Origin of the sequence: Pseudoteredinibacter isoporae (assembly GCF_040372805.1) — a bacterium.
GTDB classification, from domain to species: Bacteria; Pseudomonadota; Gammaproteobacteria; order Pseudomonadales; family Cellvibrionaceae; genus Pseudoteredinibacter; species Pseudoteredinibacter isoporae_A.
Genome location: NZ_BAABWJ010000001.1, coordinates 482,332 through 503,431 on the forward strand (window position 1 = coordinate 482,332; position 21,100 = coordinate 503,431).

At 50.7% G+C, this 21,100-nt stretch carries 14 protein-coding genes; 2 read left to right on the forward strand and 12 right to left on the reverse strand.

Annotation, left to right across the window (positions count from 1 at the left end; all coding sequences use genetic code 11):
* The first annotated feature begins 111 nt into the window (after positions 1-111).
* A complete protein-coding gene (locus tag ABWW03_RS02230; RefSeq protein ID WP_353406087.1) occupies positions 112-1,569 on the forward strand; it encodes an HD-GYP domain-containing protein in 1,458 nt (485 codons plus the stop codon).
* Positions 1,570-1,652: 83 nt separating this feature from the next.
* Here ABWW03_RS02230 and parC read toward each other — a convergent pair whose 3' ends face one another.
* The 3 genes from parC to ABWW03_RS02245 all read right to left on the reverse strand — a co-directional run bounded on the left by parC (position 1,653) and on the right by ABWW03_RS02245 (position 7,369).
* Positions 1,653-3,902: a DNA topoisomerase IV subunit A gene (gene parC, locus ABWW03_RS02235; RefSeq protein WP_353406088.1), complete on the reverse strand. Its 2,250-nt coding sequence runs from the start codon at positions 3,900-3,902 to the stop codon at positions 1,653-1,655.
* Positions 3,903-4,002: 100 nt separating this feature from the next.
* Positions 4,003-4,755, reverse strand: a complete 753-nt coding sequence (locus tag ABWW03_RS02240; protein ID WP_353406091.1) for a DUF3592 domain-containing protein — start codon at positions 4,753-4,755, stop codon at positions 4,003-4,005.
* Positions 4,709-7,369 (reverse strand): CehA/McbA family metallohydrolase, encoded by a 2,661-nt coding sequence (locus ABWW03_RS02245; RefSeq protein WP_353406092.1) that lies wholly within the window; start codon positions 7,367-7,369, stop codon positions 4,709-4,711. The genes ABWW03_RS02240 and ABWW03_RS02245 overlap by 47 nt, the downstream gene beginning before the upstream one ends.
* Positions 7,370-7,724: 355 nt before the next feature.
* Between ABWW03_RS02245 and ABWW03_RS02250 the strand changes: the two genes are divergently transcribed.
* A complete protein-coding gene (locus ABWW03_RS02250; RefSeq protein ID WP_353406094.1) occupies positions 7,725-9,383 on the forward strand; it encodes an acetolactate synthase large subunit in 1,659 nt (552 codons plus the stop codon).
* Between the two features lie 67 nt (positions 9,384-9,450).
* Here ABWW03_RS02250 and ABWW03_RS02255 read toward each other — a convergent pair whose 3' ends face one another.
* From ABWW03_RS02255 to ABWW03_RS02295, 9 genes are all read right to left on the reverse strand, one after another.
* Positions 9,451-10,365, reverse strand: a complete 915-nt coding sequence (locus ABWW03_RS02255; RefSeq protein WP_353406096.1) for a helix-turn-helix transcriptional regulator — start codon at positions 10,363-10,365, stop codon at positions 9,451-9,453.
* Positions 10,365-11,765 carry a DUF1501 domain-containing protein gene (locus ABWW03_RS02260; protein ID WP_353406097.1) on the reverse strand — a complete coding sequence of 467 codons (1,401 nt, stop codon included), beginning with the start codon at positions 11,763-11,765 and terminating at the stop codon, positions 10,365-10,367. The genes ABWW03_RS02255 and ABWW03_RS02260 overlap by 1 nt, the downstream gene beginning before the upstream one ends.
* Position 11,766: 1 nt before the next feature.
* Positions 11,767-13,536 carry a DUF1800 family protein gene (locus ABWW03_RS02265; protein ID WP_353406099.1) on the reverse strand — a complete coding sequence of 590 codons (1,770 nt, stop codon included), beginning with the start codon at positions 13,534-13,536 and terminating at the stop codon, positions 11,767-11,769.
* A 268-nt stretch (positions 13,537-13,804) separates the two neighbouring features.
* A complete protein-coding gene (locus ABWW03_RS02270; protein ID WP_353406102.1) occupies positions 13,805-14,113 on the reverse strand; it encodes a DUF2007 domain-containing protein in 309 nt (102 codons plus the stop codon).
* 42 nt (positions 14,114-14,155) lie between these two features.
* A complete protein-coding gene (locus tag ABWW03_RS02275) occupies positions 14,156-15,985 on the reverse strand; it encodes a sulfatase-like hydrolase/transferase (protein WP_353406104.1) in 1,830 nt (609 codons plus the stop codon).
* A 237-nt stretch (positions 15,986-16,222) separates the two neighbouring features.
* A complete protein-coding gene (locus ABWW03_RS02280) occupies positions 16,223-17,782 on the reverse strand; it encodes a phosphoenolpyruvate carboxykinase (RefSeq protein WP_353406106.1) in 1,560 nt (519 codons plus the stop codon).
* Between the two features lie 313 nt (positions 17,783-18,095).
* Positions 18,096-18,995, reverse strand: coding sequence for an Hsp33 family molecular chaperone HslO (hslO, locus tag ABWW03_RS02285; protein WP_353406109.1), 900 nt, complete (start codon positions 18,993-18,995; stop codon positions 18,096-18,098).
* A 135-nt stretch (positions 18,996-19,130) separates the two neighbouring features.
* Positions 19,131-19,586, reverse strand: a complete 456-nt coding sequence (locus tag ABWW03_RS02290) for a DUF4124 domain-containing protein (protein WP_353406111.1) — start codon at positions 19,584-19,586, stop codon at positions 19,131-19,133.
* A complete protein-coding gene (locus ABWW03_RS02295; RefSeq protein ID WP_353406114.1) occupies positions 19,583-21,100 on the reverse strand; it encodes a S1C family serine protease in 1,518 nt (505 codons plus the stop codon). The genes ABWW03_RS02290 and ABWW03_RS02295 overlap by 4 nt, the downstream gene beginning before the upstream one ends.

Sequence of the window (21,100 nt, forward strand, 5' to 3'; positions counted from 1 at the left end):
TCGCGGCTCAGCCGCTGTCTACCCCCATCGGCATGGGAAATAATCTTCAAGCCGGGGCTTGTGCCGCCGACATAACTTGAACACTAGCGGATATTCATCATCACTCGCATCATGACACAAAGCTATCGCCAACACTATCTGGTCGCCGCAGCCCTGTTCGGTTTGTATGGGGTCCAGGTATGCCCCTTTCTCGACAGTTTGAGCCTCGGGGCTCTACTGATTCCTATCATGCTCAGCTTTGCCTTGGTCGGTGTCGGGCGCTACGCTCTGCGCGGGCTTGTGGGTAAGGCAGAACTGAAATATCGGGTTAAACGTCAGTTTACCTTGGATATCAGCCTGTTTTTATTGTTTGGATTTGTGTTGGCAATTTATTTCCGCCTGCTCTACCAATCGCCGCTGGACAGCGGTTTAAAAGTGTTGATAGGAATGGCAATCCTCGGCTTTTTCATTGCCTGTGATCAAGCCTTGTTGTTGGAGCGTACCATCGCCAGGCAACTTGCCCTCAGTGGCGAGCATATTACGCCGGACTGCGATCCCTATCCACTCACTCATAAATTCAGCCACTTCGCTTGCGTGTGTGCCATGGCCGTCATTGGCGTGGTGTTTATGGTGATCAATAAAGATCTCCAATGGTTGCAACAAGTGGGCGATGATTTACCGCTCGCAACTGCCCAACGTTACATTCTGACGGAGGTGGCTTTTGTCGTTGCGGTAATCATGGTGTATGTATTGCGCATTATTTTTGCCTACGCGGGCAATTTGAAGATGTTCATCGGCATGGAGCAGGCGGCACTGGCTTCCGTAGCAAAGGGGGATTTGCGCGCCGAAGTGCCTGTCAGCAGTAACGATGAATTTGGTTTAATGGCTTTGCACACAAACCAAACCATCGCCGCCCTGGCAGAACGCAGTCGCGAATTGAGCGTGACTCGTGACGCCAGCATTCTCGGCTTGGCCAGTCTTGCAGAAACTCGTGACAACGAAACCGGCGGCCACATTTTACGTACTCAGAATTATGTAAAAGCCCTGGCATTGGAATTGAGAAACCATGAAGCGTATGCGGCACAACTTGACGACGAAACCGTAGAGCTGCTGTATAAATCCGCCCCACTTCACGATATTGGCAAGGTGGGCATTCCAGACAGCATTTTACTTAAACCCGGCAAGCTGACAGAAGAAGAATTCGACATAATGAAAGGGCACCCACAAATCGGAGCCGATGCATTGGCGGTGGCCGAGCGGCAGCTGGGCAGTAATTCATTTTTGCGTATCGCGAAGGAAATCAGTTTGAGCCACCATGAAAAATGGGACGGCAGTGGTTACCCCGCCGGGCTTAAGGGCGAAGACATTCCACTGTCGGGACGCTTAATGGCGCTGGCGGATGTATACGACGCGTTGATCAGTGCTCGGGTTTACAAACCCGCCTTAAGTCATGATGAGGCCAAAACGATCATTCTGGAAGGTACAGCCACGCACTTTGATCCGAGCGTGATCGATGCCTTTTTAGCTTGCGAAGCTGAATTTGTGCGAATCGCCAGGCAGTTCAGCGATAAGAAAGCTGAGGCGGCCTGACAGCCCTTGAATATGGCGCCTATAAAAAAGCGAGAAAATTCTCGCCTTTTATAGGCTCATTACCAACCTAATAAGAAAACAGTCTATTCGACCACTTCCACAGAATCGACTTTCTGGAAGCCCCTCGGCAACTTATTGCCACGACGACCACGCTCGCCTTTGTAATGCTCAAGGTCGGCCCTCTTCATGCCAAGATGACGCTTGCCTGAGTAAATTTTCAGTTGTTGACCTGTACTCAGCACTTGCACCGCAACCACAAACTCTTCCCGGGATTGAACCCGCGCAGAAGGAATGTTCATGATTTTGTTACCCTTGCCTCGCGCCAGCTCCGGTAACTCACTCAATGGGAATACCAGCATGCGACCCTCATTGCTGATTGCCACAATGAGAGGCTCATCGCCGCCATGAATCGGGGTGGCTGGCAGTACTCGGCCGCCCTTCGGTAAGGTCAGTGCCGCTTTGCCCGCTTTGTTTTTGGTGAACAGATCACCCATCGTGCCAATAAAACCGTAACCAGCATCTGAGGCCAGTAACACTTTTTGTTTGGCATCCCCCATCATGGTAGACACAAAAGTGGCGCCACTTGGTGGGTTCAGTCGGCCGGAAATCGGTTCGCCCTGGCCACGAGCAGAAGGTAAGGTGTGTGCTGGCAGAGCATAACTTCGCCCGGTGCTGTCGAGCAGGATGGCATTCTGATTCGTCTTGCCTTTGCAAGCGACTTTAAATTTATCGCCCGCTTTATAGTTCAGTGCCGATGGGTCGATATCATGACCTTTAGCGGCGCGAATCCAACCTTTTTCAGAAATAACCACCGTCACTGGGTCACTGCCCAACAAATCCGTTTCGCTGAATGCCGCGGCTTCTTCACGGGCAACAATAGGTGAGCGGCGGTCGTCACCAAACTCTTTAGCCGCCGCCTGCAGCTCTTTTTTCACCAGTGTTTTCAAACGACGAGCACTGTCCAAGGTCTTGTTCAGGTCATCGCGTTCTTTCTCAAGGGCTTCCTGCTCTTCTTTGATTTTCATTTCTTCCAGCCGTGCCAACTGGCGCAGCTTGGTATCCAGAATATATTCGGCCTGGGCCTCTACCAGATTGAAGCGTTCCATCAAAATAGGCTTGGGCTCATCTTCAGTGCGGATGATATGAATCACTTCATCCACGTTCAGGAACACGATCATTAAGGCAGCCAAACGCAGCAAACGCTCTTCGACTTTAGACAAGCGATACTGCAAGCGGCGACGCACCGTCACCATGCGAAAGCTCAACCACTCGGACAAAATGGTTTCCAGTGATTTCACACCAGGACGGCCATCAATACCAATCATGTTCATGTTCACACGGTAGGTGCGTTCAAGATCGGTACTGGCAAACAAATGACTCATCATTGCGTCGACGTCAACACGATTGGAACGTGGCACAATCACCAGTCGAGTTGGGTTTTCATGATCCGATTCATCGCGCAGGTCGGCTACCATCGGCAGCTTTTTCGCCTGCATCTGTTGCGCAATCTGCTCCAGAATTTTTGCACCACTGACCTGGTGAGGCAACGCCGTGACAACCACGTCGCCGTCCTGTTGAGACCACACCGCGCGCATTCGGAGGCTGCCACGGCCGGTTTCATACATTTTTTGCAGATCGGCCTTGGGGCTGATAATTTCAGCTTCCGTGGGCATGTCCGGGCCTTGAACAAATTCACAAAGCTCGGCGGTGGTGGCATTGGGGTTTTCCAGTTTATGGATGGTTGCCGTCACCACTTCGCGCAAATTGTGCGGAGGAATATCGGTGGCCATGCCCACCGCAATACCCGTGGTGCCATTCAATAATACATTGGGTACCTGGGAAGGCATGACCGCAGGCTCATCCATACTGCCATCAAAGTTGGGAACCCAATCGACCGTGCCCTGACCCAGCTCGCTCAACAATACTTCCGAGTATTTAGTGAGTTTGGATTCGGTATATCGCATGGCAGCGAAAGACTTGGGATCGTCCTGGGAACCCCAGTTACCCTGACCATCAATCAATGGATAGCGATAACTGAACGGCTGCGCCATCAACACCATCGCTTCATAAGCCGCCGAATCGCCGTGTGGGTGAAACTTACCAATTACATCACCGACGGTACGCGCTGACTTTTTATATTTCGCACTGGCTTTTAATCCCAACTCACTCATCGCGTAAACAATGCGACGCTGAACAGGCTTTAAACCATCACCTACATTGGGCAGAGCCCGGTCGAGAATGACGTACATGGAATAATCCAGGTAGGCTTTCTCGGTATATTCCTTTAAAGAGATGCGTTCGTCCGCATCTTGAACTCCAATTAAATCTGACATGCCACTTCCTACAATCTTTCTGGCGCTACAGCAGCTTATATATCAAATGCCGCGGTACGCGGCAAATCAAGCTGCTGAGGCGCTGTTTTTTTAAGCAACCCTAGACTCGTTGCTGGGGTAAAAAACTGGTGTCGACAAAATACACATCCGGCTTTTGCCGGTGAACCAATACGGTAATCAATTGCTTGGGACTCAGAAACTCACTGGGATCAAAGCCTAAGGGTTCACTGCGATAGACGTGCACTTGATTGACGTCACGCTCATGCCAACGCGCGATAATATAAAAGACCGTGTTGCCTTTCTTATCGCTGTCATCCTGCTCAACTCTCTGAAACTCTGCCATCACAGGCATACCCTGACGCATGAGATAATCAACGTCTTTTCGACGGCGCCAATACAGGATTCCAGGAATCAAGGCGACCAAAGAAAACACCGTCCCCATGCCCGCCACTAATGTTGGCCCAAACCACAAACCAAGAAAACCATCAATGCGCGCGTCCATCGGGTCGGTGGGATCGTACAATACCGGAACCTTTTCACCGATATCGTACGCTGGTGGATTAGAGCTGCTGCGACTCACAACGGTGTAAACCTGTTGCTCGTTCACCATAAAGCGATACTTTGGTGCGTAAGTGGTCGAATCGGAACCGCTGCGGGACAGCAGATCAATGACCTCCCCTTCAACAAGCACAGCACTCGCTTTAAACTTGTATACAGAGTGGGCCCAAAGCCCCGCACCAAACAGCATCAGAAAACCCATCATCGCAAAGATGACACCAACGATGCCGAAATTCCTCAGAGAATTGTTATAAGCCAGGGGCTTGCCATTGGCCATCTTGATCTGCATCCACATAAATTGGGTTACTGAAAGCAAAAGGCGGCATCACCGGAACAATCTCAGCATAGAGTCCCTTACGGTCACCTTCCACTTCCACGGTAACAAAACTGTCTTTACCAAAGCTTAATGGCAAAAGGTTTTCCTGCCCCTTGTTGATCGGCATTTGCTGGTAGAGCTCACCGTTAATATAAATACGCAGGGTGTGCACATCGATCCACTGGGCGGCATTCACTGTCAGTGCCAATACCGCGTCTTTCGCGCCTAAAGTTTCGCCCATCATGGCTTGCTGATCACCGCTTCTCAGCGCGATATCCAAGAGTGGCCCAGTCGTGCCATACATATTGCCGCGTTTAATTCCTGCAATAAAATGGTCTTGATCAAATTCGCTGACGTCGTCATTGGCCATGTAAATCAAGGTTCGTGGCTCAAGCACCACTTCACCATAGGTTTGCCCATGGGAGTCACTGGTGGCCGTACCCACCAACCTGACGCCCTGCTTCAAAAAGGCGAACCAGTCTTTGCGCAGCTGCTCATAGGAATTCAGGCCAGCACCGGTACCATTAATTAATTCCATCGCATCGAAATCAATATCTCGCACACCGGTTTCAGGATCTTTTTCGATCAAACTACGATTCTGCTCAGCCGTTAAAGGCTGACTCGGATCATGACCCCGCCCGTCCAACAGATGCATTAAATAGCTTTCGTTGTAACGTTGACTGCCCGGCTCAGATATTTCGCCCGCTTGATAAATCACACGCGGATGATTCAATTGCATTACGGCATCGGGATCGCTTTTGCGCACCGCGGCAATAACGTCGCGCCAACGCTTATTCTCATGGGCTGGCGCACCACTACGGTATTGCCCTTTCTGCATCTGCAGCGGGAATGCATTGGCGTGCCCCAAAGTATGGGGGGCGACTTCACTTTGCACCAAGCCCGTGATTTCGGTGCCAGTGACCGTGGCCAAACGATCACTCAAGCCCATTTCCGCGATATCGCGGTGGTAGTCGTAGATGGTTTCATGCTCAGTCGCCACCAGCACCTCTCCGCCTTGTGCAACATAACTGCGAATGCGTTGTTCCTGAGGATAGCTGTTATCAAAACTTGGGGCCGCATGAGTATGCAAATCGGCGTGCACATAATTGGGCGTCGCAACTTCCACTTTCGGTACCGTAATGCTGAGCTTGCTTTCCTTGGTCGCATCGATCGTCAGTTTGACCATATGAGCGGAATACTCCGGTCCTCGGCTGGCCAATACACGATAACGACCAGGCGCCAGGGAAATCACGTCAGGGTCAGATTCTGTCCCAGCGAGCATCACATCAATAACCGGAGCCTCACGATGCCCCCCGGTACTGAAACCGAAGGGTTGGCGAGAAAAATTGACGGATTGGCCTTCCTCAGGAAAAAAGCTCAAGCGCATAGTTTGCCCCCGGGGCAAACGCAGTGTCCCCTGGGCCTTTAATTCGGGACTGGGCAGATCAATATCGGCTTGCAAATCAACCGCTTGTTCAGCCAACACCCGACCCTGCGCTTCAATTCTCAGGCGATACTTACCGGCCGGCGCTCTCAAGGCAATGCGTCCGTCCACATCACTGATGGCGTGATTGATTACCGCCCCATCGGCCTCACGTTGCATAAACACCGACAACCCCGCAGTCGGCAGTTGCAACTTCACCGCCGGTTGCTTATCCCAGTATTGATTCAATACAGAGGCCGCGTCACGCCCGGAAGCCAGGCTGATCTCATGTTCCACAACTAGGGTTTCACCAAGCTCCAGATCCGCCATTTGGGTTTCCAGCAGCTTTAAGGGGTCGAGAAAAACACCGTCGTTATCGAACACAAAAGATTCAGTGAAGGTCAGCGCGGCGGAATAAGATTCTGTTACCCCGACAAAGCTGGGCAGCTGGCTTTTCTCGCCGTTTTCCGACAGCAGATAAGCATTCTTGATGTGTTGGCCGTAGACCATCGGATGCTTTCCGGCATCGGGCAAACTCAGAATCATATCGACTCCGACCAGGCCACCGAGATCATCCAGCAATCCGCTGGGTAATGGTTTGTGCTCATAGGCCGGCGATGGTCCCTGCCCATCCAGTGAGGTGCTGAAGACCTTATTGCCCCGGTTCAGATTCACCAAGCCAAAGGCTGCGGCGTCGAAACCATCCACATCTTCTTTATGACTTAACTCAGCTTTGATTTGTAATTTATCGGCATTGTCCTCATTCAACTCATAGCTCACCTGCAGCTCGAAGCCGCCGTGCTTTGCCCACCCCAGGACGCGGGCGAAATCGTCGCCCTGCTGGGCCTCCATTTTATAAAAGGCTGGCGAGCTGGTACCGCTTAAATTGATTGCGAAATAGAGCTGGCCAAAGCCCTCCCCCGGCTGTTGGCAGAAGCCGAAATCGGTCAGATAACCTCCCGTAGCCGCCAGTTCACCTTCGTGCTTCACATCGGAAATGACGGCACACACACGGCCATTGCTCAGTTGCCAGTCCTTAATGCCGCCCCAGGCCATGTCCCCGGCTACTCGAATCTGCTCAGCCTGCTGGATCTGCTGCGCCTGATAATCCCCCCAACACATCGGTGTTATGAACAGTAATGGCAGCATTTTGCCCAATCGTGATCTCATGTCTCGTCTCTTGTTCTTGTAGTGTACTTATTGTGTACTTTTTATAAGTTCTTATAGTAAGTGCGGCAGATCATGCCAAAAGGCCCTATTGTGACAGCATGCCCCCGTCAACTCTAGGCCCCGCTGCAATTCGATAATCAGGAGCAATGATGATGCAAGGTTGTTTCAGCCGCCAATATTACGGAGATGTTTGCGCCTGCGCTATGACAGTCATAAATTTTGCCAAATGTGCAGAACAGCTCACATAGTCTATGCTTGAACAGTAAACAAAACATCTTAAGCTGAGCCTTGGGAGCACGAATTCTTACTTTTCATAAGCCTGACGCTGCCGCTCAACCAATAGGAGAACCGCGCGATGAAAGCATCGGATCTAATGGTCAAATGCCTCGAAGAAGAAGGAATCGAGTACATCTTTGGTGTACCCGGTGAAGAAAATGCCGACTTTATGATGTCTCTGGAAAAGTCCGAGAAGATCAAGTTTATCCTCACGCGACACGAACAGGGCGCGGCATTTATGGCCGAAATCTACGGGCGTCTGACAGGTAACCCTGCGGGCTGTCTGGGTACTTTGGGCCCGGGCGCGACCAATTTGATCACCGGTGTCGCCGACTCCAATATGGACCGGGCGCCCATGCTGGTGCTTACTGGTCAGGGCGCTTCAACCCGCCTGCACAAAGAATCCCATCAGGTGATGGATGTTGTGGGTATGTTCGAGCCCGTGACCAAATGGGCCACCACGGTATGGCACCCAGAGAATATTCCCGAGATTGTTCGCAAAGCTGTACGCCTCGCCCGAACCGAAAAGCCGGGCGCTGTGCATATTGAACTGCCCGAAGATATTGCAAAGCTGCCCGTCGACAAAATTCCCCTATCGGTTCGCAAAGCTCGCCGCCCGGTACCTGCCGACAAGATTATGGATCAGGCCTTCGAGCAAATAAAAAACGCCAAGCGCCCTGTCATTATTGCGGGCAACGGCTGTATCCGTACCCGCGCCTCCAAACAACTGCGCTTACTGTGTGAAAAAACCGGTATTGGTGTTGTCAGCACCTTTATGGCGAAAGGCTGTGTGGATATGAATGCGGATTACTGCCTTTATACCATCGGCCTGGGTGCGAAGGACATTCCCGCCTGCGCCTTGGACGCCGCAGACCTGGTGATCACCCTTGGCTACGATATGGTCGAGTATCACCCGAAACTCTGGAACAACGATCAGAATAAAAACATTTTGCACATCGACTTCCTGCCTTCGGAAATTGACGAGCATTATCATCCTGAAACGGAAGTTGTCGGCGATCTCGCTCACGCCTTGTGGATGCTGAACGAACGCGTTGATGCATACGGCGCGGATAAGCTGGACTTTGACTTGTCTCAGCAAGCTGCGGTGCGCCGCGACATGAGTGCCGAACTGGCGAAGCATAAAGACGATGACACCGAAGGGGCTATTCGTCCACAGAAAGCCCTGTGGGATGCCCGCGCTGTGATGAATCCGGAAGACATCGCTCTGAGTGATGTTGGCGCACACAAAATGTGGATTGCCCGACACTTCCAATGCCACGAGCCCAACACCTGTCTTATCCCCAATGGTTTCTGCTCCATGGGTTTTGCCCTGCCTGGCGCCATCGCTGCGAGCATTGTGCACCCAGACCGCAACATTCTGGCCATCTCCGGTGATGCCGGTTTTATGATGAACATGCAGGAGATGGAAACCGCTCGCCGCTTGAATCTGAATCTGACCGTTATGGTGTGGGACGACGGCGGTTACGGCCTGATTAAATGGAAGCAGGAAAATGAATTCGGTAAGCATACCGATCTCGACTTCGGCAACCCGGATTGGGTGCCTCTGGCGGAAGCCTTTGGCTGGCATGCTCAGAAGGTTGAAAACTCTCGCGACCTGCAGGGCGCATTGAAAACCGCCTTTGCTACCGATGGCCCAAGCCTGGTCGTCATTCCGATTGACTACAGCGAAAACAAAAAACTGACCGAGCGTCTGGGTGAGCTGACCTGCTCAATTTGATGCCGGCATAAAAGAAAAGGCCTGTTTGCGGTATCGCAAGCAGGCCTTTTTTATTCCCTCAGGGAAATCAGCTGCAGGGTTTTACTGGCAAACCAATTGAAATCAACATACCACCGTCGTCGCGCTGCTGCACCGCAAGTTCATCGCAGAGATAAGCTTCCTGATCAATCTCCAACCCCTCTTCCAGCATACGCCGATAGATCGCCTCCCAGACCATAAGATACGACGCTTCAGAATCAATCACGACGGTCGCACTCAAATAAGTCCGCGCAGGAACCTGATGATTCGCCAATTCAGGTTTGGCCTCATAGCCCCAGAAATAACTGGACTGGGCCGGCTCTGAACAGGCTTCCCAAGGAGAATACACCAACACCGTATCGCAATTGAGTGGAAGGTATTTACTGCAAGCGCAATAAATTTGCCCTACCGACCGGGCATTGGCTTCATACAGATACAGATGACGTTCGCCTCGTTGCTCCAAGCGTATATCGATGCGTTCTAACAACGAGTTATCCAGGCTTTCCGGAAAATCCGGATGGGGTTGTCCAAGTTTGGGCAAGAGTGATAACCAAACCTGAGCATCTCGTTGCGAACAGAGCTGCCGCACATCGGAAGCACTCAAACCAAGAACCCTGCGCAGCGCCTTTGCCAAAGCCTGAGATGAAGAGAAGCCCGATTCCAACGCCACATCCGTTACACTTTTGTCACTGAGCTGAAGCTGGCTCAACGCGTACTGCAAGCGCATACGACGTTGAAACTGCCCAGGGCCTTCATTAAAAGCGCTTTTAAAAACATAGTGGAAATGACTGGGCGATACAGCACATTGCTGCGCCAGCCAATGCCAATCAATCGATTCGTTAAAACGCTGACGAATAAGGCGAGTGGCTGTGGCCATTCGCGACTGCCATTGAGGCTTGAGATCATTCAACAAATGGTTTTCGGCACCCAATCGAGTGGGCGCCGTAAGAGCAAGAGTATTCATTAGCTTTTCAATAAATCCAGACGAGGCCAGGGCTCATTACTCAACCCTGAAAAATTGTGTAAGTTTGGAAACAACATAGGAATATCCTGTTCCTTCACGCCAAACCACATAGACAGCTGAGCAAACAAAACATCAGTCGGCAACGTAGGAATCAACACACCTCCACCAACATCCAATGGATTGTCATCCCCCAAAGACAATGCAGGGTATTGCCCCAGCACTTTGCCGCCTTTAACCGCATCCCCCATGACCATACAGTGGCCACCCCAGCCATGGTCGCTGCCATTGCCGTTCGACGTTAACGTGCGACCAAAATCTGAGCCCGTAAAACTCAACACCTGCTCGGACAGCCCCATTAATTCCAATGCCTGCTGGAACTCTCCCATAGCCTTGCTCAACACACTCAACATGCGAGCTTGATTGGCCAACAACTCGTCATGATGATCCCAACCGATGTAACGCAAAAAATACGTTTGCTGAGGCAGGCCCAGTTCTTCCGAAGCTGCGATACACTGCGCAACCTTTGACAACTGCTGAGATAAATCGCTGCGGCTGAATTCGATAGGCAAACTGATTTTTTCAACTGCTTCACTGAACTTTCGATGCTGCAACTGTGCTTCACGTGTAATGGATAAATACGTTTGTTTAAACGGATCGCCGCTATAAGAAGTGTTCAGTATCGTTTCGAAACTGCGCAAAATTTCGCGATTCAAATCGCTCTCTTCTTCATTGACCACCAAACCAACACTGCCCGTCCCGGTAATTGAGTAGTGGGTGCTGTGCCGACCATTTTGCATAATGTTCGAGCCCGCCAATGAAATGTTCATTGGGATCTGATCTGCTTTCTTTTGCGCCTGTATGGCATCGGCAAAGTAGCCAAACCAACCTTGTTGCACACGAATGTCCGGGCGCGAGGTTTGCCAGTGCTTGAATTGATCTGCATGGGACAACAATCCCAATGGCACACGTGCACTGCGATCCAAAAATGCCTGTTTGCTTGTGGGCTCAATCAATGGCGCGATATTCGCTACAAAAGACAGCTTTTCCTGCTCGAAGAGCTCAGCCACTTCGGGCATGGACGGGTGCAATGCAAACTCGCGTCCGTCTCGGTCTCGAAAATTATTCAAGGGCAGCAGACTGTCTTTTGCCAGCGCAAGATTACCACGGCTTTGAGCATATTCCCGATAATGGGAAGGCGAATGGGGCACCAGCATATTGTAGCTGTCATTGCCGCCATCAAGCATGATACAAACCAGCGCACGCTTGCCTTGATCAATATTGAGCGGAGGTGGATTTTGATTCCCGACAGCAGGAAGAGCAAAGGTCGGCGCTGCCGTTGCGGCAAGACCCGCGGCCATGCTGCCTTGAACAAATTGACGACGCGTTAGATTCTTTAACATCTTACACCTCCAACACGGTGAATTCTGGTGAAATGGTCAGCATAAAAGCAATCGTCTGTACCACCCATTCTGGATTGAAGCGATAACTCTGGAACGCTTCGCGTATTGCCGGCTTGATGTCCGCCTGACGTTTACCCAGTAGCAATTCGCTCATACGATCAATCAGCTCATCGTGCCTCTCGGGATTACGAGCGATTTGAATTTCTTCGCTAAAGTCCAGGCGCAATTTATTTTGTTCAACGTTATTCAGATAGTCTGGATTCAATTCTGGGGCATTTTGGATATTATCTGTTTGATTGATCTCAGTGCTCACTCCCGGCAAATATTTGCCAAAGAACCAGTAATACATCAGATTTACATACGCAATTGAAGTTGCTGAAGTGTGAATTTCAAACTCAGGCGCAACTTCGGCAATATCTTTTAACATGCCTTGCGGCACAAAATCGGGCTTATAAAAATTGAACACCGTAGACGCTGACAACGGATGCTGCTGGACGGCCTCCTGAATATCATCCCCAATCAACCAAAGATGACCGCTGCGGTTGCTGGCATTAAACGCGCGCAGAATTTGCGTCAGGCGTAACAACGGCGACTTCAGCTTTTGCGGCTGTAAGCTGCGACCATCTTCTTCACGCTGGGCTGGGTACTTAGTATCGTTCACAGAGTTACGCAAAGGGTAACTCAGTACTTCCTGAATGGTTGCGGCCAAATCACCGCGTGCCCCGAACTTTTCCGCGACCGCAGCAATATAATCTCCGGAAGGATTGGAGGTCACCATTTGCTGAATTAAATGCTTGGCGACAAATGGCGCGGTATTCGGATGAGCAACCAGACGATCGACCACTTCACGCACTTCTTCACTGACTGACTGCCCGCCCGGTAGTTTGATAAAACCATCCAGTAATTCCTTGCGTCCACGATCGTGATGAGACTCATGCCCCACCATAGGCTTACGCATATTCACAAAAGGCACGGTTTTGTAACTGCTTTCAACACCGTCATCAAAGCCAACTGGCTGACCGTTGTAACTGCTTGACCAAAAACGATTACTCCATTCATAGCGATAGCTCTCTGCAGTCAGGCCAGTGAACACGCGCGCCAACTCTCGAATATCGCGGTTGTGGTAACTCGGAATGCTGTTGCCTTGCTCGTCTCGCTGCAAGCTACCGTCGGGGTTCAACATGAACAAACCGATGGAAAACAGCTGCATGATTTCGCGGGCGTAGTTTTCATCCGGATGAATGTTTTTGGCCGGCACCGCTTTTTGGTTATTCATATGGGACAGGTAGACCCCCATACACGGATGCATGGAAACGGCGTACAGCAAGTCGGCGTAGCTGCCAAAGGCATTCTCATACAACAGATCGTAAAAGCTTGCCATGCCGATGGCATCCAGTTCCAATGAGGAATTATCGGATATCACCAGCAACTCACTCAGCGCTTGAGCCACCCGTTGACGCAGAAGATGCTCCTGCTCACTGAGTGCATCCTGCCACCAGGCCATATGAAAATACCACTTATACGGCAGGGCCGGGTTATTCCCATCGCCATCTAGGGCACTCTTACCATGAGCGTTCAGTAACTCTCCACGAAAGTAGTGCCAGATCTGCTCGGTGTTGCGCTGAAACTTTCCCGCTTCCGGCGCCTTGGCATTCAATTGTCGCTGCAGCCAGGCTTCTGGCCCCATGTCAGCCAACTGCTCGATTGTCGAGCGGTTGGCACCAAGGCTAGCCTGCATCAGAAAGCGACTGGCTTGATTCACTGTGCCCATATAAAACATACCCCATCGGCTAATGGTAAAAATAAGCTGCCTGAAGACTGTAGCGGGCATACCGCACCAAAACGTGTCTGCTTTTACGAAAGCAAGCGGCAAAAGAGGACGGGATGCCTGAGATGAGGCCTGGTCATACTTAGGAAACAATAATCAGGCATCGAACGCGGGCATAGAGCACAACCCTATATGGATGAGGCACTGCTGAGATAGGTACAGATAGATGGTAGCTGATAGTTAGGATCAGCGATCGAAGGGGTGGACAGGATCAACGCTCTTTGCTGCACTGCCAGCAAATTTCAAAACTGGCATCGTTCTCTTCTCCACAGGCTCCACATTTCCAGGCCTCCCCCGGGGCCGCCAATCGCTCGAGAATAGTATCCAGGATTGCTTTGGCCTTGGGGTAGTCGGACTCATTCTGTACCCAAAGCTCCGGCCAGGTTTCAAAGTGGGGCATTTCGCCACTCCCAGCACCGAGATGCTGATTTTTGATCAATGTGGGAATACCTTCTGCTTCAATAAGGTTTTGGATATTGCTCAAACTGAAGGCATTTTCCTGGGTATGCAGCAGTTTCATTGGCGAACCTCTTGGCTTCTCACACGGTGGACTGATGTTGAACTACAATTCCATACCCAACAACTGCCGAAAATCACGTGCACTGTACGTGGTGCTCAAATCCATTTTAGCCACTTTTGCTTCTGTTTTGTTTGGACCACTCAACACACAATATTCTCCCTCGGGAGCGGTGGGTTGAATCTTGGCGATATTTTCGCAGCTTTCAAACAAAGCAAAATAGGACTCTGGCGGGATATCGTCGATATCGTCCGAAAAAGTCTTGTGATACAGGGAGCGGTTAAACTGAAAACGCGCCACAGTCGTCAAGTTTGGTTTAATTTCGAGCAATGCCGGCAACTTGATTTGCTGTCCACCCAGCAGGATCGTCTTTGCTTCCCAGTCAATTTGGGTGTCACCTTGCACACTCGGGAATTTCCAAAATTTCAGGATATCCGCATCCCAGGATTTTAATTTGCTGTGCACATCCTGAGTCAATACCGGGTCGCTACTCAGCAAATTACGCCCCAAGCCAATTGCGCCTTCGTAGCCCATGAATGGCAACACCGTTGCGCTGACATCCAACGTCGAGCCCATCGCATTAATCGCTTTAGCTTCTGGGTTTTCAAAATCCAGAATCATGAACAAATCACGGCGATTGCCCTTTTTAAGCTGGTCAAAAGCCGTATTTCTCATCGCCAAATGATCAGACACCAAAACGACAACGGTGTCTTTAGCAAACTCGCTGCCTTCAATTTTCTCTATAAACTCAGAGATCAGGAAGTCGGAACATTTCACCGAGTTCAAAATAGCGTTCTCGCCATCCTGATACTTCAATCCCTTACAACGACGAGAAGGGTGCCCCTTGGGATGATGGGTATCCAATGTCAGCGTGAACAAACCAAAAGGTGCATTTTGACGGGAAAGTTCTTCGAATCGCTCATAGGCGTATTTCAAGATCACATCGTCGTACAAGCCCCACCAGGACAAGTAGCCACCAACCTTCAATTTATCTTTTAGCTCTGTTCGACCTTCAACGTGATCGAAGCCATGAGTTTTAAAAAACTTTCCTTTGCCGCCAAAATTCAGATTAGCGCCACCGACAAAATTGAGCTGATACCCCATGGAGCTCATCACATCCCCAAAACAGGTGGTGCCGCTTAAAAAGCCCTCAAGGCCAGACATGGAATTCACATGAGACGGAGTAATAAGCGGAATGCCACATTGACTGGCGGTAATACCACCGATCGTCCAACCCGTTCCCCTTAACTGTTTGATGTCAGTAAAATACGTGGACTTGGCCTCCAGCGATTTAATCCCTTCGAGCAGGCCAGGAAAAAGCGCCTCATCCAAATATGTCCGCTCTAGACTTTCGGCATAAATAAAAACAATGTTTTTCTTTTTTGTTCCCAGCGGAGTAATCACCGGTGACTGGTAATAGCGGTAGAAATCACTCTGCTCAGACTGCGACCACTGCACCGACAATAATTCCTTAATATCGTGCACCGCGGGATTCAGAATCACAGAACCCAATAACAGTACACAAGGCACCAACACTTTATGGCGCCCCTGTTTGGTTTTGGATATTCTCCCGGTCACCCAGAGCAGCGTCAGCACTAACAGCAACAGGGCAATGCCCGCTGAGAGCATCAGCTTGATGTATTCCAGAAAACCGGCGCCTTCGAAGCCATACCACATATGATAAATAGCCGCTTCATCAATGCCATTACCGGTAAAGTAATCTGAAGACACATGAGTAATCGTTAAGGCAGTCCACAATAGACCCGCGGCAATCACGAACGATCTGAGGAGGGGTTTAAAATAGGAGAAGCAGGCAAGAACAACAAACAGAGCAAAAAGAAACAGACTCAAAATACCCAAAACGCTGTCGAACATACACCCAATCCCTGTGTTTCATCTTTATGACAAATATCGCGAGCGGGAATCTATCAGCCCCACCTGATATTGTAAATGGCCACAGCTGGGCAAGGGCTTTTTTTGAGGAGTGTTCCCTCACTAAAACTAATTAGTACGAGTTTAAAAAATGTTCTCCGATAGAAAGTAGTTCTTTCGAATTAAAAAATAACAGGCATAAAAAAAGGCCCCGCAGGGCCTTTTTTCTATGCGAATCGATTAACCGGCTTTAGGGCCAGCGGCTTCGATTTCCGCACTCACGTCAAACTTCTGAATGTTTTCGGCGAACAAACCTGCCAACTTACCAGCAGAAGCGTCGTAAGCGTCTTTATCGGCCCAAGCTTCGCGCGGGTTCAAGTAAGACTGATCAACACCAGGCACTTCAACAGGAATATCCATGTTCATGATATCCATGTGCTCAGTTTCAACGCCCTCCAGAGAACCATTCTGGATCGCAGCAACGACTGCGCGTGTTACCGGAATCGGGAAACGAGAGCCAGTGCCATTTGCACCACCGGCACCGCCCGTCCAACCGGTATTCACCAAGTAGACTTTAGAATCGAAGTCCTCGATACGCTTCATCAACAGCTCAGCATACTCACGAGCAGGACGAGGCATAAACGGCGCACCGAAACACGTTGAAAAGGCTGGGTGAATACCCGCTTCCGCACCCAGTTCAGTTGAACCTACACGAGCGGTGTAACCAGACAGGAAGTGATAAGCCGCAGCTTCTTTACTCAGAATGGAAACCGGGGGAATCACACCCGATACATCACAGGTCAGGAAGATGACGTTCTTCGGTTCACCAGCACGGTTTTCCTCAACACGCATTTCAACGTGCTCGAGCGGGTAAGAACAGCGGCCGTTTTCAGTCAGGCTGGTGTCGCTGTAATCCGCAATGCGCTTGTCATTGTGGGCAACATTTTCAACGATGGCACCAAAACGAATAGCGTCCCAGATAACCGGCTCGTTTTTCTGGCTCAGGTCGATGGTTTTCGCGTAACAACCACCTTCCATATTGAACACAGCGCCTTTTGCCCAACCGTGCTCATCATCACCAATCAGGTAACGCTCAGGGTCAGCAGACAAGGTGGTTTTACCGGTACCGGACAGACCAAAGAACAGGCAAGTATCGCCGTCTTTACCAACGTTAGCCGAACAGTGCATAGGCATCACGTCTTTTTCTGGCAACAGGAAGTTCTGAACCGCAAACATGGACTTCTTCATTTCACCAGCGTATTTGGCACCCGCCAACAACACTTTGCGCTGTGCGAAGTTCACGATAACCGCTACTTCAGAGTTGGTGCCATCACGCTCGGGGACACATTCGAAGTTGGCAGCGTGCAGGATGCGCCACTCTTCTTTGCCCTTCGGATTGTAGTTGTCGGTGCGGATAAACATGTTGCGACCGAACAGGTTGTGCCAGGCCGTCTCAGTAGTCACTTTTACCGCGAGGTAGTGATCGGGGTCTTCGGCCACGTGCAGGTGTGAAACAAAAGAATCAACACTGGCAATATGGTCTTCAACACGCTCCCACAGAGCATCGAACTTATCGGAGTCAAATGGGCGGTTAACCGCACCCCAGTCGATGCTATCTGCTGTGGATGGCTCTTCAACGGTGAAGCGATCGGCAGGAGAGCGGCCGGTGCGAGCACCGGTCACGGCGGTAAAGGCGCCATTGGCAGCCAGCTTACCTTCGCCACGGGCCAGGGCCTGCTCAATCAGCTCTACCGAGCTCAAATCTGTGTAGACGGTTGGAGAATCGTCAATTTGTGTCATGGGTGTGTCCTGTCAGCTATGGGCCTGCACCGCCGCACTTCAGCAAACACTGCCGAAACACCAGAGGCATAGACGTTTTTAATTAAAATCTGTCTCCCCGGCTTACAATGTCCGGGGGCTGGTAAATTTGGGGGCGCCATTATGCCAGAAAACCTAATGAGATTCGATCGTATCCTGGCACTTTTTTAGGTAGTATTTTTACTAGTTTTTTGAGGCTCGAGATGGCGCCGAAACGCCCGGTAGCAATGCCCAGAACGGCTTTGTGGGCATTGCCCAAAAGCCGCCTTCGGGAGGTCAAATTTGAGCGCTGGAATCAGTGCTGGGCGTTGTTCGCTTCAGCGAAAATTTTCTCTACTTGCTGGGGACCAAATTGGTATTTCTGACCACAGAAGTGGCAATCCATAGTGATTAAATCTTGCTCACTCAGAATCAGCTGGGCTTCGTCCTGGCCAATTGACAAAATGGTGCCAACGCAGCGCTCTTCTGAACAGCTGCACTGGAAGCTCACCGTTTGAGGGTCGAAGAGACGAACGTCTTCCTCATTAAACAGGCGGTAGAGAATCGTGTGCGGGTCCAGGCTTAGTAATTCGTCATCTTTGATGGTTTCTGCCAGTGCTGTAATGGTTTGCCAGTGCTCGGCATTGGTCTCGGCATCCGCCAGCTGTTGGGGCAACTCCTGCACCATCAGGCCGGTGGCGCGCTTCTCGTCAGCAGCCAACCAAAAACGGGTACCCAACTGCTCCGACTGAGCGAAGTAATCCTCAAGGCAAGCGGCAAGATCGGTCTTCACCAACGGCACAATACCCTGGTAACGCTCTCCCTTATCCGGTTGAATCAGGATAGCCAACAGGCCCTGATTACCCAACAAGTCTGCCAGACTGGCCGATTCAAGGGCTTCAATCGCTGCCGCATCGTTGATCTGGACCGCCGCTCGCAGCCCCTTTTGGTAGCTCGCCTCGGCCATAATCATCGGCATTGCACCATCACCGCGCGCCTGCAGGGTCAACAAGCCCTCGAACTTCAAAGTACCCGACAGCAGCGCAACCGCCGCCATAAACTCACCCAACAACCGCAATACTCGCTCAGGCACCTCCTGCTCAGCTGCTGCGTTGTTATTACGCACCTGCTGATAGGCCTCATCCAAAGTGATAATTTCACCGCGAATGTCGGTGTTTTCGAAAATAAAGTGTTGAATCGTATCGCTGTTGGCCATTGCTTGGGACCTGATCTCACGGCTAATGTCTGTAAGCCCCTTATTATGGGGACTAATTTTCGCGCATCAAGGGATAGCCCACATCGCATGACTGAGCAGAGGATTGCCTGCGCCCATGCGAGAACTCGCCTGGGCTCAGGAACACAAGGCGCTTACCCGTGCCTTGGCATCTTTCACCATTTTCTGGCGCTGAGCTTCGCTGACTTTTTCATTTTCAGGTCGATAGCGAAAATAAGACCGGCTGCTGTAGCGGTTTAAATTGCGCCGGGCCTCTCGGCAGGCCTTTTGACGGCGCTGGGCTCGGGCCGCCTGTTGTTTCTGCTTACGTTCGGCATCCTGCTGGCGCCGCTGACTGATGCTGTCCAGAGACGGCAGTTTTTCATGGCTGGAATCAATGTTTGCAGCAGGCAAACTATCAGAAATATCCTCTGCTGCCTGGCCCTTGGGTTTCTTATCGCTGTAGTGCACATTGCCATTGGCATCCACCCATTTATACAACTTGGTTTCAGCAACAACGAACATCACAGGACTGCAAAGCAGTATGCCAAGCATCGCTGTTACAAAACCGCTCGCTGCCCAGGAGCGATTCACGGGGACGACTGCTCAGCCATCGCCACCGGTTCCAGATCACTGGAAAATGGCATTGGGACACGATAACGAGCCAGAATGTCGGGCAAACTGCTTTCCGATTCTGCTTTATTTAGAATCACCTGATAACCATCACTGTCAGACAGCGTCAGGAAATCGCTTTGATTCGATCTAACCTGCTCCACAAAACTGCTGAAGTCACGAATAGGCTCACCATTAACCGATTCGATAATCCAGTTTTTCCAATCATGGAAACCCAAATTCACATCGGCGGGCAACACTTTCAAAGCCACAACCAACTCAGTTTTTTCTGGTGAACGCCATTGTCCGCGAGCACTCAAAAAATCAATCGGCGCTTTGCTGTGCCAGTTGCTGCCCCAACGTTTGATCAAGTTCATATTCAACGGCACAAAGACCACACCCCCATAAATAAAATAAGAAGGTTGTTGGCCAAAGCGCTCAGCTAGAACCAAGCTGTAATTACGTCGTGAGGGTGCGGCAATGATTTCCACCGTTTGCTTTTCCCCCTGGCGACTGATGTTCAGGGTAATCTTGTCGCCCACATGACGCTGATCCAGAGCGTATTTGAAATTAGTGCGCTGATTTTTACGAAACTCAATGGAGCGGTCTTCCGCCACATCATGGTCATCGATTGTCAGAATGACATCACCCGGAAACAATTTACCTTCGGATGCACTGCCCTCAAACACTTTCACAATCAGGGCACCACTCTCACCGTCTTTCAGCTGGTGGGCTGCTCGCAACGCCGGACTTTCCAAACTCTGGGTACGCAACCCCAGATTCACGAAACCGTTGTGCTCTGCATCGTCGGCATCTTTCAAAATATGACGAATCACAGACGGCGGCACAAAATAACCAAGGTTTTCCGCTCGCGCGCCGGTGTTTGCCTGCATCACAACGCCAACGATTTTATTGCCTGCAATCACAGGGCCACCCGAATTACCGGGATTGATCGCCGCATCAATTTGGCCAGCCAATAAGTAACCACCAGCGTGGGCATAGAACTGGTGCTCCACGCGCGACAAAACGCCCTGGGTAATGCTCAACGTATTTCCACCAAAGGGGTAACCGAATACCGAAACGGTTTCCAACGGCTCGGGCAACTTACCCACTTTAAGCGGTGTAATGCCATCGAAAAAACTTTCGTCCTCTACCTTCAGGATCGCCAAGTCAGCCTCATGAGAAACAAAATCCACATGCGCCAAATATTTTTTCGGCTGACCGTTTTTTTGAACCTGCAAATAACTGGCATCAGCAATTACGTGTGCGTTTGTCAGAATGCGATTACCCGAAATCACCGCACCTGAGCCACTGCTCTGCTGGGAATTCAACAAACGCCAGGGTGTGAAATAATCCGGCGGCGTCAAAGTACTGTAAATTTTGATCACCGCATTTTTGACTTTGTTGTAGTCCTTGCTGAGAGAAGCCTGAGCGGAAACCGCCAGCAGCAAGGAAACCATAGACACCAGCACAACAGCGATGCGGCGAGAAAACAT